Annotated in this window: 17 protein-coding genes and 1 pseudogene; 13 read left to right on the plus strand and 5 right to left on the minus strand. The window is 42.7% G+C overall.

What is annotated here, in order from left to right; translation table 11 throughout:
* Positions 1-318: 318 nt before the first annotated feature.
* A pseudogene (locus MKY73_RS06450) lies at positions 319-564 on the plus strand (Expansin-YoaJ); the annotation flags it as partial.
* A 291-nt stretch (positions 565-855) separates the two neighbouring features.
* Here the strand turns inward: MKY73_RS06450 and MKY73_RS06455 are convergent.
* Complete coding sequence (locus tag MKY73_RS06455; protein WP_339306332.1) at positions 856-1,734, minus strand: PhzF family phenazine biosynthesis protein; 879 nt, start codon at positions 1,732-1,734, stop codon at positions 856-858.
* 206 nt (positions 1,735-1,940) lie between these two features.
* Between MKY73_RS06455 and MKY73_RS06460 the strand changes: the two genes are divergently transcribed.
* A complete protein-coding gene (locus MKY73_RS06460) occupies positions 1,941-2,867 on the plus strand; it encodes an NADP-dependent oxidoreductase (protein ID WP_339306333.1) in 927 nt (308 codons plus the stop codon).
* Here the strand turns inward: MKY73_RS06460 and MKY73_RS06465 are convergent.
* Both MKY73_RS06465 and MKY73_RS06470 read right to left on the minus strand, forming a co-directional pair.
* Positions 2,851-3,486: a type 1 glutamine amidotransferase family protein gene (locus MKY73_RS06465; protein WP_339308507.1), complete on the minus strand. Its 636-nt coding sequence runs from the start codon at positions 3,484-3,486 to the stop codon at positions 2,851-2,853. The two genes, MKY73_RS06460 and MKY73_RS06465, sit on opposite strands and share 17 nt — an antisense overlap.
* 88 nt (positions 3,487-3,574) lie before the next feature.
* Positions 3,575-4,549, minus strand: a complete 975-nt coding sequence (locus tag MKY73_RS06470) for a YafY family protein (RefSeq protein ID WP_339306335.1) — start codon at positions 4,547-4,549, stop codon at positions 3,575-3,577.
* 95 nt (positions 4,550-4,644) lie between these two features.
* Here MKY73_RS06470 and MKY73_RS06475 point away from each other — a divergent pair, with 95 nt between their 5' ends.
* Positions 4,645-5,382, plus strand: coding sequence for a cyclase family protein (locus tag MKY73_RS06475; RefSeq protein WP_339236548.1), 738 nt, complete (start codon positions 4,645-4,647; stop codon positions 5,380-5,382).
* 63 nt (positions 5,383-5,445) lie between these two features.
* Here the strand turns inward: MKY73_RS06475 and MKY73_RS06480 are convergent, their stop codons facing one another.
* Complete coding sequence (locus MKY73_RS06480; protein ID WP_339308508.1) at positions 5,446-5,940, minus strand: arsinothricin resistance N-acetyltransferase ArsN1 family A; 495 nt, start codon at positions 5,938-5,940, stop codon at positions 5,446-5,448.
* A gap of 155 nt (positions 5,941-6,095) precedes the next feature.
* On the opposite strand from MKY73_RS06480, the gene MKY73_RS06485 reads away from it, so the two are divergent.
* From MKY73_RS06485 to MKY73_RS06515, 7 genes are all read left to right on the plus strand, one after another.
* Positions 6,096-6,524 (plus strand): MarR family transcriptional regulator, encoded by a 429-nt coding sequence (locus MKY73_RS06485; protein ID WP_339308509.1) that lies wholly within the window; start codon positions 6,096-6,098, stop codon positions 6,522-6,524.
* Between the two features lie 64 nt (positions 6,525-6,588).
* A complete protein-coding gene (locus MKY73_RS06490; protein WP_339306336.1) occupies positions 6,589-8,001 on the plus strand; it encodes an NAD(P)-binding domain-containing protein in 1,413 nt (470 codons plus the stop codon).
* Positions 8,002-8,077: 76 nt separating this feature from the next.
* On the plus strand, positions 8,078-9,115 hold the full coding sequence (locus MKY73_RS06495; protein ID WP_339308511.1) for an NAD(P)/FAD-dependent oxidoreductase: 1,038 nt from the start codon (positions 8,078-8,080) through the stop codon (positions 9,113-9,115).
* Between the two features lie 264 nt (positions 9,116-9,379).
* A complete protein-coding gene (locus tag MKY73_RS06500) occupies positions 9,380-9,688 on the plus strand; it encodes a metalloregulator ArsR/SmtB family transcription factor (protein ID WP_339308514.1) in 309 nt (102 codons plus the stop codon).
* Positions 9,685-11,121, plus strand: a complete 1,437-nt coding sequence (locus MKY73_RS06505) for an arsenic transporter (protein WP_339306338.1) — start codon at positions 9,685-9,687, stop codon at positions 11,119-11,121. The genes MKY73_RS06500 and MKY73_RS06505 overlap by 4 nt, the downstream gene beginning before the upstream one ends.
* Positions 11,122-11,123: 2 nt before the next feature.
* The gene (gene arsC, locus MKY73_RS06510) at positions 11,124-11,549 is read left to right on the plus strand and encodes an arsenate reductase (thioredoxin) (protein ID WP_339306340.1); all 426 of its coding nucleotides are present in this window, start codon (positions 11,124-11,126) and stop codon (positions 11,547-11,549) included.
* Position 11,550: 1 nt separating this feature from the next.
* A complete protein-coding gene (locus MKY73_RS06515; RefSeq protein ID WP_339306341.1) occupies positions 11,551-11,988 on the plus strand; it encodes a dual specificity protein phosphatase family protein in 438 nt (145 codons plus the stop codon).
* Positions 11,989-12,263: 275 nt separating this feature from the next.
* Here MKY73_RS06515 and MKY73_RS06520 read toward each other — a convergent pair whose 3' ends face one another.
* A complete protein-coding gene (locus MKY73_RS06520; protein ID WP_339306343.1) occupies positions 12,264-12,464 on the minus strand; it encodes a hypothetical protein in 201 nt (66 codons plus the stop codon).
* Positions 12,465-12,680: 216 nt separating this feature from the next.
* Between MKY73_RS06520 and MKY73_RS06525 the strand changes: the two genes are divergently transcribed.
* From MKY73_RS06525 to MKY73_RS06535, 3 genes are all read left to right on the plus strand, one after another.
* Positions 12,681-13,136, plus strand: a complete 456-nt coding sequence (locus MKY73_RS06525) for a hypothetical protein (RefSeq protein ID WP_339306345.1) — start codon at positions 12,681-12,683, stop codon at positions 13,134-13,136.
* A gap of 494 nt (positions 13,137-13,630) precedes the next feature.
* The gene (locus MKY73_RS06530; RefSeq protein WP_339306346.1) at positions 13,631-14,632 is read left to right on the plus strand and encodes an ROK family protein; all 1,002 of its coding nucleotides are present in this window, start codon (positions 13,631-13,633) and stop codon (positions 14,630-14,632) included.
* On the plus strand, positions 14,622-15,266 hold the full coding sequence (locus tag MKY73_RS06535) for a sugar O-acetyltransferase (protein WP_339306347.1): 645 nt from the start codon (positions 14,622-14,624) through the stop codon (positions 15,264-15,266). The genes MKY73_RS06530 and MKY73_RS06535 overlap by 11 nt, the downstream gene beginning before the upstream one ends.
* Positions 15,267-15,287 lie beyond the last annotated feature (21 nt).

Consider the following 15,287-nt stretch of genomic DNA (forward strand, 5'->3'; position numbering starts at 1 on the left):
TTGGACAGTCAGAGAATTCTGACCGCAAGGCCTAATAAGCGTCACACGGTTGGAGTGAGAAATCACTCCGTGGTGTGGCGTTTTTTTATTAACAGAAATGGACCGAATATCGGCTTGAAATCATGCTTAACTAACCAATTTATCGTATGTATCCATATCTTGTGCGTGGTCGTGAATGTTCAAATTCAGAGGCAGAACTTTGGATGTGATTTGGCAGAAATGGATTGAAAGTAAAAAGTTATTATGTAAAATAATGTTATATTTGATTCTAGCAGTTGAACGTACCATTTACACGAGAATGTAGAGGGGGAATAGCTCATGAACAAGAAAAGTAGATTTCAGCGGTTAAAATGGGCCAGTACAGGGATTTTGCTCAGTCTCGTATTATTTGCTCTACCTGCATCTGCCGCGTGGAATGATACATATCAGGGTTATGCGACGTATACGGGCTCAGGTTACTCGGGAGGTGCGCTGTTGCTTGATCCCATCCCTTCGGACATGAAAATTACTGCACTTAATCCGATCCAGCTCAATTATAACGGTGTCAAAGCTGCTCTAGCGGGAGTAAGCCCGGAACAGTTCAGCCAGTGTCCGGTCCTGTTGGTTCACCCCGAATTGGACCCCGTGACACCGATCAGGTTCAGCCAACCTTTTTTTGATCGTTTGGTGGTAGATAAGGAATGCATCATTATGGAGGGTGCAGGTCATTTTCCTATCGAACAGCCAGGACTGAAGCAGCTGGAGGTAGCGGTGTTACGATTTTTACAAGAGATTCAATAATTCAATGATATAAGGTCATGATATGGCTTCAAAAATACATAGTTCTTATATCTTTAATATAGAAAACACCTCCCATTAAGGGAGGTGAATTTGAATGTTTTTGATATGAATTGCACGACCGCCAACCTGAATCTGTATAATTTCATTGGAGCTGTCCAAAGTTAATCTGGCTCGGATTTCAGAGGGGCGGTTCATGGTATACCCTTGTCTGATCGTATACGTGTGATGATGAGGGTATGTAAGGTGGTTGTAATGGTGTAAATAACAGAGCATGGCACCATTGGAGGTACCCGTTGCACTTTCTTCCGGTATATCATATAGTGGTGCAAAATTACGACATTCGGTCAGAACGTCCATAACATCTGATTCGAGTGTAAACACGTGATAACCTATGGCATGATGAGCCTTGCTTATTTGCGTGATACGCTGGAAGTCAGGATCAATTTTGGTCAGAACATCAACATCTTTAACAGCTATCATGATATCGGGTAGCCCGGTAGACACAATCTGTACAGGAAGTTCGGAATGTAAATCCTCCGTAGAAATACGTAATGAATCGGCAATCTGCTGACGATCCACGATCTCCCCAAACTCCGGCAATGTCTGTGCCAGATAGACTTCTCCATTGACTTCAATAACAACTTTAAGAATTCCGGCGAGTGTCTCCAGTGTATATGTACCAACATCAACGAGATGTTGTGTTCTCATTAGATAAAATAAAGCAATTGTGGCATGCCCGCAGAGATCAACTTCATCACTTGGAGTGAAGAAACGTACTTTGAAATCAGCCTGTTCCGATGGCATAACAAATGCAGTTTCTGAAAAACCGACTTGTCTGGCAATCTCCTGCATCTGGGATTCAGACAAATGCGCTGCTTGTAAAACAACACCTGCGGGGTTTCCGCCAAGAGCCTTGTCCGAAAATGCATGTAATGTACTTACTTCAACTTCCATATTGTTACCTCACTTGTTCAAGTATTGGATTAAGGACTAACATAATCGATAATCGACAATCGACATTATATCATGATTGTTGAACTGGATAGTGAATCCCTTGATTGCTGTGATTTTTTGAATGAATAGGTCAAGTGAGCGCGGGGAAAGGGTAATGAAGGGAGAGAGAGCATAAAGATAATCCAATGGAAAGGCTGGGATCTCTAATGAAAGCAATTGTGATTGAGGAATTTGGTGGAGCAGAACAATTGAAGGAACAAGAAGTAGCCAAGCCAGCATGTGGAGTGAATCAGGTGCTGATCCGAACGCATGCCACGTCGGTCAATCCGGTGGATTTTAAGATTAGGCAAGGCTATATGAAAGAAGCAGCGGATAATTTTCCGTTGATTCTGGGCGGAGATGTTGCGGGTACTGTGGCTGAAGTAGGCTCGAATGTCACGCGGTTCAGAGAAGGTGACCGGGTATTTGCACGTCCGCGCGAATTCGGAACCTATGCAGAATATGTTGCAGTTGAAGCAGACATTATTGCCCGTATACCGGAGAATTTAAGCTTCGAAGAAGCGGCAGCGATCCCGCTGGCTGCGATGACGGCTTGGCAAGCTCTTGTGGATCATGGACGTCTAGGCAAAGGGCAGAAGGTACTCATCCATGCTGGGTCAGGTGGTGTGGGAACATATGCCATTCAGATTGCCAAGTCCCTCGGCGCTGAAGTGGCTTCTACGGCCAGTGATTCAAACGAAGCGTTACTTCGATCGCTGGGTGTGGATCATTTTATCAACTATAAAAAAGAAGATTTCTCGGAAATTCTCTCCGGTTATGATGTTGTACTGGACACCATGGGTGGTGATATTCAGCGTGACAGCTTCAAGGTGTTGAAATCCGGCGGACATCTGGTATCCTTGGTGGAACAACCGGATGAGAAGCTTGCCAAGGAAGCTGGAGTGACGGCCAATGTCTTCATGATGGAGCCCAAAGGGGATCAACTGGATCAGTTGGCTGAACTGGCTGCGGATGGCAAACTCAAATCGGTTATTGACGGAACCTACCCGTTAACTGAGCAGGGAGTAAGGGAAGCGCATGAGAAAAGCGAAACCCATCATACGCGTGGGAAACTCGTTATTCAGGTGCAATAGAGTTCATTAACTCATAGAAGTATGTGGACTCTTGAGTCCGATTCAGATTGTACCAGGCCTGTAAAGTTTCTGGTGTGAAGACATCCAGCTTCTTCAGTACATGCATCGTAAATTCTAACGGAGCTATTCCAGATGCAGTAACTACGTTTCCATCGGTTACTGCTGGCTCCGTTTGATAATACGTTTCTCCGGTATAATCTGGACATATCATCTTCAGGTATTGCAGATCATTGCTTGTATGCTGTATGGAGTCCAGTAACCCCATCTTTGCGAGTCTAACTGTGGCACCACAAATGGCCGCAACAACCGTACCTTTTTCTATAGCGTCAGTAACTTTTTTTAATAGGGGATCATGGATGGTGTCCATCCAGGTATTTCCTCCCGGAAGAATGATAACGTCGTTACCTTTCAACGTACATTCATCTATCGAAATATGGGGAAGGATGTTCAATCCGCCCATGGTAGTTACCGGATGTTGGTCTACACCTACGGTTACAACCTGTAAAGGCTCAATATCTTTCTTAAAATATCTTCCCGAGTTCAGTTCAGCAGTTAAATAACCTACCTCCCAGTCTGACATCGTATTAAATACATAAAGATATATGTTCTTCTTATGCATCATACACACCCCTTTTGTTATTCATGATTGATTGGATTACTCTTGTATTATAAAAAAACTTCACTGACATTTACCGTCAGTAAAGTTTTCAAACTTGATAATGATCAATGAGATCATGCAGAACTTCAACCATTCTTTGCTTCAAACTTATAGGTTCAATGACCTGAACAGATCTGCCATAGGGTAAAAGCAAGATAGGAACATATTGAAGCATGTCTTCTTTGTCGAGTGAGAATGTTGCTTTTTCAGCAGTCCGTTCTTGGAGATGGTGTCCCAAAAACCAATGCAGGCATAGGCCATCCAGTGTGCTTGATTTACCTGTAAGCACCAGAGGAATAAATGATGTCGGATTTTGTGCTTCCGGAAGGAGGCTGCCTCTGAAAAATTCACTTGCCGAAAAATGAGGTGGTCGGTTGAACATCATTTCTGTCTGGTTGGCACAAATGATTCGATCCACTCTAAAACTGCGAATGTCAGTCCGAAAATGACAAAAGGCTATAACATACCAATGATGATTCCAATAGATTATTCCATAGGGGTCCACAATTCTACACTTGGATTGCTCTTCATGACTGGTTAGGTAATCGATTTCTACAGACGACTTTTGGAGTACACTTTGCTCTAATGTCTTTAATATGATCTCAGTACTGGGCTCTATTCTTGGCTTCCCAAGGGAACCGATCACTTCAACCCCTTCAAATTGTTGCTTAATCATATTCTCCTGTTCTTGATTGGAGTGCATCATAAGCTTTGAAGTTGCGCTATCTAATGCCTCTCCTAAAAAATACCCAGCTTCTTTGGCGAAAATGGCAGCATGAAGTAATGTCGTTTTCTCTCCTACATCCAAAAGAAGAGGACTTTTAATGAATTGATTCAAGAGAGTATACCCGCCATGATGACCCGTGTCAGATATTATCGGTACACCACTGGCGCAAAGTACATCCATATAACGGTAAACGGTTCGTATATTCATTTCTAATTTTTCAGATATTTGATGGGCTGTAATTTTTCGGCCTGAGTTAAGCAGCCATAGGATGGCCAACATATTATCCAGCTTAGACATTAATTTCACCTCAGAGATTAATCTATCATTTATTTTCTGGTGCAATAGGATATAATAGGAGAAATTTATTCCATTCTGTGCATGAGGTGATACGGATGTCCAACGAACTCATTCAAGCCATTCAATTGTTAAAAGAAAAGAAGTGGGTGGATCTGACCCATACATTTGGACCGAAATCCCCACATTTCTCAGCTTTTGAAGAAGCCCAATTTGATACGCTGTTTAATCACGATCAAGGTTTCTTTGCTCAGAGCTTCAAGTTCCCCGGTCAATACGGTACACATCTTGATGCGCCGATTCACTTTGTTCGGGATACCCGTTATCTGGATGAACTAGGTTTGAAGGAGCTTGTGCTCCCGCTTATCGTCATTGACCAGTCAGCCGAAGTGGCGAATAACCCGGATTTTACACTGGATGTAGAGCATATTCATGAATTTGAAAGAGAACATGGCATGATTGAAGCAGGAAGCTTCGTAGCTTTACGTACGGATTGGAGCAAACGTTGGCCGAGTCATGAAGCATTTGATAACAAGGATGATGAGGGCAACAGTCATGCACCTGGATGGTCGGTGAGTGCACTTATGTTCTTATTTGAGGAACGAAAAATAAAGGCCATTGGGCACGAAACCTTTGACACGGATTCAGCCGTAGATTATCAGAAGAATGGGGCGCTCCTGGCAGAATATTATGTGCTTGCTCAGGATACATACCAGGTTGAGCTGTTAACGAATCTGGATCAGGTGCCAGCTAAAGGCGCGGTCATCTTCAATATTGTACCCAAGGCGGAGAAAGCCTCCGGCTTCCCGGTTCGATCCTTTGCTATTCTGCCGTGAAACGGGGTAGATTAAAATACCTATTGTGACTGGTCATTAAACAATAAAGACACCGATCAATGCTTATAATATTTTTTCCATTGCCATCACATCTACAAATTTCCCTTCCAGAACGCCTTGGCTCTGGAATACACCTACCTCTCGGTATCCGCTTCTTTGATATAAGCTCTGACCTAGCGTATTAAATGGAAAGGTAAAAAGAACAAACTTATAAAAGTTATTCTGTTTACCGATTTCCTCTAATTTCTGAAGCAACTGTCGGCCGATCCCCTTGCCGCGATGATTCCGATGAATATAGATTGAGAGGTCACCGACACCATCATACGCGCTTCTAGGATTATATACATTAATGGACGCCCATCCAATAACGCTCTTGTTCACTTCAGCGACGAGTACGATGTAGCGTCCTTTGTGTGTATTAAACCATTCGTTCATATATAATTCGTCTTTTAACTCAATTTCTAGCGTGGCAATGCGGTCTTCAATACCTTGGTTATAAATAGTCAGAATGCTTCCTAGATCCACTTCGGCAGCTTGCCGCAGAATTACCATGTTGATCACTCCTTCGTTTTATTTTTGTATATGTTTATATATCACAATGTAGTTTGAAATGGGAAGGGGGAAAGAGAAATTCGAAAAACATTTGTATTTTGCAAATAATTAGAGTATAACTATAACAAGAGGTGAGGTAATTGGAAAACAACGTAAGAGAGATGTTTCAGATCATGACACGGCGTTTTGGATTGTTGGATAAAAACTGTTGCACCGCAGGAGGAATAGATATTTCACTTGTTCAGAGTCATATCATTTATGAAATTGATCGTAAGCATAATCCATCCATTCAGCAAGTGGCAGATGCACTCTCCATAGACATCACGACGTTTAGCCGCCAGGTTCAAAGTCTCGTAAAGTTGGGTTTGGTTCAAAAAACGCCCTTACCTGAAGATCGACGGATTTACATATTATCCTTGACTACACAAGGTAAGTTTGTTGCTACAGTTATTGATGAACAGATGAATGATTATTTAAAAGAAGTCTTTTCGCATATGTCTGAGTTTGAACGGGATATGGTCATCAACGCCGTCAAACTGCTCAACGAAAGTATGGCGAAATCCAGCGTATGCTGTACACCATTGGGATAAAATGTATCCCATTTATTTAATTTAATATTTGCAAATTGCAAGTAATTATGAGGAGGAAATTAATATGGTTAAACATATCCCTGTGAACCAAGTGAGCTGCTGCGAAGCACCAGTACAAGAGAAGGGCAACATACCTGTTGCAATCATTGGAGCTGGACCTGTTGGTCTTGCGGCAGCGGCACAACTCATTTCAAAAGGTGAGCCGTTTATGTTGTTTGAAGCTGGAGATGAAGTGGGGGCAAACATTAGAAAATGGGAACATGTACGACTGTTCTCGCCATGGCAATATAACATCGATAAAGCTGCTAAAGAGTTACTGCTATCGGCGAATTGGGTTGCTCCACAAAACGAAAAGATCCCAACGGGTAAGGAAATTGTTGAGCATTATCTAAAACCTTTGGCTGCGCTACCTGAATTAAGTCCAAATGTACATTTGAATGCGAAAGTTACTGCGATCAGTCGCAAAGGGTTAAGCAAAGTGAAAACAAGTGGGCGTGAGAAACTACCGTTTGTCATCCATGTTGAACAAAACGGATCTTCGTTTATTTATGAAGCGCGGGCTGTTATCGATGCTTCTGGGACATGGTCCAACCCGAACCCGCTTCGTTCAGACGGTATATTTTCAGAAGAGGAAAAAGCGCTTAATAATCAAATTTCATATGGTATTCCTGCAGTATTAGGAAAAGAGAGAAATCGTTATAGCGGCAAGAAAGTGCTTGTTGTAGGAAGCGGACACTCTGCGATCAACACGTTGCTTGAACTTGCCCAGCTTCAAAAAGAGGAATCGGGAACTGAAATCGTTTGGGCTATTCGCAAGGCAAATATTGAGGATGTTTATGGCGGACGAGAACTAGATGGGCTTCAAGCAAGAGGTGAACTGGGTACTCGGATTCAAAAAGTAGTTGAATCCGGTACCGTAAGGGTCCTGACAGGATTCCATATTGAAGAACTTAAAAAACAAGGTGAACAGATTCAGGTTTCCGGAACCATTAAAGATGAAAAAGTGGTTATTGATCACATCGATGAAATTGTAGGTAACACAGGTTCTCGCCCTGACTTATCGACAGTGCGAGAAGTACGGGTATTAACGGACCCAAGCTTAGACTGTGTTTATGAGCTGGCACCATTGATTGATCCCAATGTCCACAGCTGCGGTACAGTTCGACCACATGGCGAAAAAGAACTGCGTCAACCTGAAAAGGATTTTTATATCGTGGGTGCCAAAAGTTATGGAAGAGCGCCAACCTTCCTAATGGCAACGGGATATGAGCAAGTCAGGTCCATTGTATCGGCTTTAATGGGAGATATGGAGTCAGCTCAAAAAGTAGAACTGGAACTGCCGGAGACCGGTGTTTGCAGTCTAGGTGCCAGTAGCACGGACAGCTGCTGTGAACCAGTTCAGGTAGAGAAAGCCACTACAAATTGCTGCTCTACTTCAAAAACGGAAAAGGCAGGATCAGATTCTTGCTGCGGATAAATCAAGAATTCAGAGCTATTGCATCCGAATCGTGATGCAGTAGCTTTTTATAAAAGGAGGGAGAAAATTGAAAAATATGATTTATGATAGCATCGTTATTGGTGGTGGTCAATCCGGTTTGGCAGCGGCCTATTACTTACAAGAAGCTAAACGGAACTTTATCTTACTGGAAAAGAGTGAAGAGCAATTAGGATCATGGGCAAATTACTATGATAGCTTAACGTTGTTCTCACCTGCATCGTATTCCTCATTACCAGGACTCCCATTTCCAGGCGGTGCAAATGTTTATCCACGTAGAGATGAGGTTGTTCAATACTTAAAGTCTTATGCGGCTACATACAATTTTCCAATACACTCAGGGCAAGAAGTAATCAAAGTGGATAAGAATAGTAATATCTACACAGTCCTTACCTCAAGCGGAGAACAGTTTCATACACGGTCCATCATTTGTGCAAGCGGGGCATTCGTAAATCCTCATATTCCAGACATTCCTGGCATGCATGAATTTAAGGGGGAAATGCTTCATGCCAAGGACTACCGAAATGAGAAAGAGTTTAAAAACAAACGGATCATTGTTGTTGGAGGCGGAAATTCGGCGATCCAAATAGCGGTTGAACTTGCGAGAACGGCTCATGTAACGATCGCATCCAGAAGCCCGATCAAATTCAAGCCGCAGGTCATTGCGGGGAAAGATATTCACTTTTGGCTAACCATACTTAGGCTTGATCAATCCAATTGGGGCAAACGAATATTGCAGAAAAGCAGTGACGCTGTCCTTGATACAGGTATATATCAAAATGCTATCGATCAAGGTAAGCCAGATACCAAACCGATGTTTAAAGTTTTTACGGAACATGGGATAGTGTGGGCAGATGAGACTCGTGAAGATGTGGATGTCGTTCTTTTTGCCACAGGTTATATTCCGAACTTCGAATATCTTAGTGGATTGAACGTTCTTGATTCATCAGGTGTACCTTTAAAACAAATTGATGAAAGTATCCATTTCGTAGGTATACCGTGGCAGACCTCATTTGCGTCTGCGACGATTCGAGGTTCTGGGAATGACGCCAAAAAAGTTGTACAATCGCTTGCAAAAAGAGGTATATCAGTATGATGAATTATTAAATCAAGGTGGAATTGTTGAGTATCAAATGAAAGATATAGTTAAGATGACAGACGGTCATTATTTATTAAGTCAAAATGTGAATTTTAGCTCGAGAGTAAAGTCGGCAATCTTTTTTGCCGACTTATTTGGTGTATTAAAAACACTTATATTCGTAATTGCTTATATAAGTGTTTTATTATATGATTATATCATTAAATGAAGCCGATTATAATAATCACAGGGGGTGTACATTTGGAACAAAAAATTCAGGAGATGGCTGAGGCGTATAAGTTATTGGCTGATAAAACACGGTTGACCATCGTTGCATTACTTAAAGAACAGGAACTTTGTGTATGTGATATCACAGACATTATTGGCATGTCTCAACCAAACGCCAGTCAGCATCTTCGAAAACTAAAGGCAGCCGGTCTACTTAATGAAAAGAAAAGAGGGCAGTGGGTGTACTACTCTCTTAATCCAGATGCAGAAGCATATGTTCAGTGTGTGTATCCGTTTCTGCCATCCATGAAAGATAAAATAACAGGATTGAAAAACTGCTGCGGTCCTCAGGAGGAAGCATGACCATCATCGCGATTTTAATCTTTTTACTTACACTGACTTTTGTGATTTGGCAACCTAAGGGGCTTAATATTGGATGGTCAGCGTCAGCTGGAGCTGTCCTTGCTCTTCTTTTTGGAGTCGTCAGTCTATCCGATGTAGGTACGGTCACAGGAATCGTATGGAACGCCACGCTTGCTTTCGTAGCCATTATATTAATTTCGCTGATTTTAGATGAAATCGGATTTTTTGAATGGGCTGCTCTACACATGGCAAGGCTCGCAAGAGGTAATGGCAAGCTGATGTTCGTTTATGTTGTGCTGCTTGGGGCAGGGGTTGCAGCTTTCTTTGCAAATGACGGCGCCGCACTGATTCTAACGCCTATCGTGCTTGCGATGGTCAGAGCGCTCAAATTTGATCAAAAGATGATTTTACCTTTTATTATCGCAAGTGGTTTTATTGCAGATACAACTTCACTTCCGCTCGTGGTTAGCAACCTCGTCAATATTGTTTCTGCCGATTACTTTGGTATTGGCTTTGTGGAGTATGCAAGTCGTATGATTGTTCCCAATTTCTTTTCAATATTAGCGAGTCTTCTGGTCTTATTCTTGTTCTTTAGAAAGAGTATTCCAAGCAACTATGAAGTCAGTCATCTCAAAAAGCCAGCTGAAGCGATCAAGGACAAGAAAATGTTCCAAATATCCTGGGTGATCTTAGCCGTGCTACTGGTTGCGTACTTGATGAGCGAGTTCATTCAAGTTCCGGTGTCTGTTATCGCTGGGGTTATTGCAATCTTGTTTATTTTAGCTGCACGACGTAGTCACGCTATTCAAACATGGAAGCTCATCAAAGGGGCCCCATGGGCAGTAGTGATTTTCTCAATCGGTATGTACGTCGTCGTTTACGGACTACGAAATGTGGGATTGACAGATGAACTTGGGAAGGTCATCCAAGTTATCGCCGACAAGGGTCTCTACATCTCCACACTTGGTATGGGCTTTCTAGCTGCGATATTGTCTTCGGTTATGAACAATATGCCTACAGTGATGATTGATGCGCTTGCTATCGATGGAACCAATACGCAAGGTGTCATCCGGGAATCGCTGATTTATGCCAATATTATCGGCAGTGACTTGGGTCCAAAAATCACACCGATCGGATCTCTCGCAACACTTTTGTGGTTGCACGTACTGTCCCGTAAGGATGTAAAAATCACGTGGGGAAGTTATTTCAAAATTGGGATTGTGCTCACCATCCCAACGCTCTTTATTACGCTAACAGGACTGTATTTGTGGCTCCACTTAATTCATTCAACAAGTATAAACGTTTGGTTAATGATTGGCGTAATCACAGTAGCATTGGTTGTTATCGCTATGATTATAAAAACAGTGATTAACTCAAAAATGGGCGAAGCGAAAATACAAGTAAGCCAAACCAAAGATAAAGGAGATCAATAATCATGAACAACAAACCGCTTGTTTACTTTTTGTGTACAGGAAACTCTTGCAGAAGCCAAATCGCCGATGGGTTTTTGAAGGCACTTGGTAGTGACAAATATGAGGTGAAAAGTGCAGGATTAGAGGCGCATGGCTTAAATCCTCGTGCTGTTCAAACAATGAAAGAAGCTGGTATCGATATTTCAAATCATACATCAGATGTGATTGATCCTGAGATTTTAAAACAAGCAGACTACATCATCACGCTTTGTGGTCATGCCAACGATAATTGTCCAGTTGTACGTAATGACAAAGCTGAAAGATGGCATTGGGGCTTCGATGATCCAGCCAAGGCGACAGGAACAGAGGAAGAAATCACAGCTACATTCGCTGAGGTCCGCGATTCAATTAAAGCTCGAATCGAGCAATTCTTGAAAGAAGGTAAGTAACATGGAGCATGCCGAAAAGAAATACCATGCACTTATTGCTGATAAAGTTTTTATGGGCGGAGCTGCCGACGTAGAGGCAATGGTTCTTAACGAAGGCATTGAAGTCGTGGTGGATCTTCGAGAAGAAGCAACAGAGTGCGCGTATCCAGCAGATCATGTGAAGTGGGTAAAGGTTCCGCTCGATGACGATACGAAAGAACATGAAGCCGAGCTTTTCAAACAAGCGATTAATGAGGTTGTTGGAGCGTATAACGCCGGCAAGAAAGTTGCCTTTCACTGTGGAGGAGGCAAGGGCAGAACGGGCACCGTTGCAGCTGGTACTTTGTTAGAACTAGGGTTAGCCAGTTCAATTGAGGATGCTGAACTAAAGGCAAAAACCATCAGAAGTATCATTAATATTAAGCCACTGCAAAAGGAATTATTAAATAAAATATTCTAAACAAGGCTTTTAATCGTTGCGCTAACTGGGAACGATCCGATAGCTCGATAAAACGAACAAGCAGCTGACGAATGTGATCGGCTACTCCTTTTATCATATAGCTAACTGGCAGCAGGTAAGTAAGCTTATCCGGAACCAAGTCCAACTAGGATTTGACCCATTGGAAAAATAAATGTGTGTTCTGGCAAACTTATGGGCTAAGTCACAACTAACTAATCTAAATGATTCAAATATGTAAATAGCAAGGGAGGCGTATTCCGCCTCCTTTTTATTTGTTACTTTTGATCCGAGTGTGGATCTTGATTAAATCTTTGAGAGATTTTTTTCTCAGTTTTCTTACGCCGTATCCAGCGTTTGATTAACCCTTCTTCTTTTCGTTCTTGCAGCGTTTCCTTCAAACCTTGAATCATAAATTCCGATCTTCGTCTGTCATCCCGACTAATCTCGCGTAATTCTTTAATAAATTTGTCGTCCATATCTGCCTCTCGCTTATTCAGGATAATTTCATTATACCGAACGTACGTTCTTTTATCAAGTTTTACCATTATGAATGATTTTCGAGATCAATATAGTGAAAAGAAGCACAGGAACAATGCACGGCATGTGTGAGAATGGTGCTAGAGGGGGCGATCATCATCCTTCTATGAATGATTGTATGAGGTTGAGAAACGAGAGGACGGAAGGAGCAATTCATGATGAAGCAAAGTGAAGGCAGATCGTGGTTACTCATTTTGATGCATGGAATTCTGGGGATTGGCGCGATCGTTGGAGGAAGCATATTAATCATCGACCCAACTGGAAGTATGGTAAATTTGCCCGAATCTTTGTTGCTGAATTCACCATTTTCCAGTTTTTTGTTGCCGGGAATCCTTCTATTGCTTGTTCTTGGTGTAATGCCTGCCATGATTGCCATTGCGCTCATCCGGCGCACTCAATGGAAGCTGGGTGAGAGACTTAATCTCTATCCTGACCGCTACTGGGCTTGGACTTTTTCCTTATATACGGGCTTTGCTCTCATCATCTGGATTATGGCGCAGGTGTATTGGATTCAGGATGTCTCTATCATTCACTTGGTCTATTTTGCATGGGGAGTGGGTATTCAAGTTGTGACTTTATTACCTTCTGTACAGCGAACATATTCGAAATAAACTGCTTGTATATGGAACAAACGGCTGTCGAAAGAATCGTTGAATGATTCTTTCGGCGGCTATTTGTTATGGGCCTCGAGCGGAAACGTGTTGTTGTAGTTGACAAAGAAGTAGTATCCTCGCATACTTACGTAATAAACTTTATAAAGTATATTTATTAATGAGGGATAAGCATATGTATGAATATCGCAAAATCATAATTTGCAGGAAACAGGGAGGTGTGCATGGATGGTATACGTTATTATGGCAATTATAATTTGGGCTGGTGCCTATGCAAATATGGTCTTGTCAAAACAGCCGATTGAAGTAAAACCTGTGAAGTCGATGGATGATTTGTTTGAGTGAACAGAGCAGCTCTGGCGATTTCGATTCTTGGCGAGCACGAACGAACTCATGGGTTCGAGTAAGGTATTACGTTGTGCTATGATATGGAGTGAAATGACATCCATACCATTGCTTTGGTTCCATTGAACCAGAGTAGAAACGAGAGGGTTATGAAAAAAGCCAATGCTACTATGATGAAATACATCAATTTGAATAATGTGCGTGAAGTCATGCAGCAGATTGAGACGGCGACCAAACCACAATTAGCTTCATTAACCAATCTTAGTGTTGTTACCATTAATGCGCTGATTCAGGAGTTATGTGATGGCGGAGAATTGTTCCAGGATAAAGTGGTTCCCTCTAACGGCGGCCGTCCTGCTCAGGCATATCGATATAATTATAACTTCAAGCTTGCTTTGGTTCTTTACATCAAAGAGATGAAAGGCCAGGAGTTGATTTCGGCAACGGTCATGAATCTGGAAAATAAGGTTGTGTTGAAAGAAGAGAGCATCTTGCCTGCTTTCGATAAACAACATGTGCTGCAACTTATCGCGCGTTTCGTTGCGGAGTATCCCTCCATTGATATGATCGGCATCGGTATTCCGGGACAAGCCGTGGATGGGGACATCACGGTGAGCAGTCATGAAGAGCTTATCCATTCACATCTGATCCGGGAGATCGAGAGTGAGTTCCAACTGAACGTTCTCGTGGAGAATGATGTGAATGCAGCGATTAGCGGGTACTGTACACAGCATGCAGATATGAAAGAACAGAGTGTAGCAGGAATTTATTTTCCTAACCGATATCCGCCGGGTATGGGCATGATGTTGAATGGACAGATGATCCGCGGGAAAAACGGGATGTTTGGTGAGATTAAGTATCTTCCTTATTCACCAGATTGGAAACGTGACATGAGCAAAGACGACTTTGTCGTGCAGGTATGTCATATTCTGCAAACGATCAATGCTGTCGTTGCCCCGCATCAGATTGTCATTTATCAGGAACGTGTGGATAGAGAAGAGCTTGATTTGGCGTGGAAACAGTATGGGGAGCAGCATCCCATGCCGTCATTGCCCGAGATCGTACATCAGGACTCGTTCCAACATGATTTTGATGCTGGGTTACGGGGAATGGTTCTTAAGGCGTTGAAGAGGAGGATTCATGATGCGTGAAGAAGAGAGAATCATGAAGGGCATATTGTTTAGTCCAAGTGATCCGGAATTAAAGACTATCAAAAGGCGGGCCCATAATCTCAGTCAGCGTTACAGCCAGACCTTTGGGGAACAGACGCAGGAAAGGGAACAAATATTGCAACAGCTACTGGGGCAGATCGGTGAAGGTGGATTCCTGCAAGGTCCCATCTTCTTTCATTATGGTGTGCATACCCAGATAGGCGATCACTTCTTCGGGAATTACAATCTGACGATACAAGACGATGCGCAAGTGACAATCGGGGACTATACCAGTTTTGGCCCCAACGTTACGATTGTTACCCCCATTCACCCCATGATTGCCAGCGAGCGGAGACAGATGGTGGACCAGAAGGGGGATGTGAAGTCGCTATGTTATGCCAAACCGGTCACGATTGGAAACGATGTATGGATCTCGGCAAACGTCACAGTGTGCGGGGGCGTAACGATTGGAGACGGCTGTGTGATCGGAGCAGGTAGCGTGGTGACTCGTGATATTCCACCGCATTCTTTTGCAGCAGGCGTACCGTGCAAAGTTATTCGCAAAATTACGGAAGCGGACAGCATGCGGAATTACCCCGATGTTCTGGCAGATTGCCGTGTGCTGGAAGAATAAAAAAGGCTGTCACCAGGATCG

The organism is Paenibacillus sp. FSL R5-0519, from assembly GCF_037974275.1.
Classification (GTDB): domain Bacteria; phylum Bacillota; class Bacilli; order Paenibacillales; family Paenibacillaceae; genus Paenibacillus.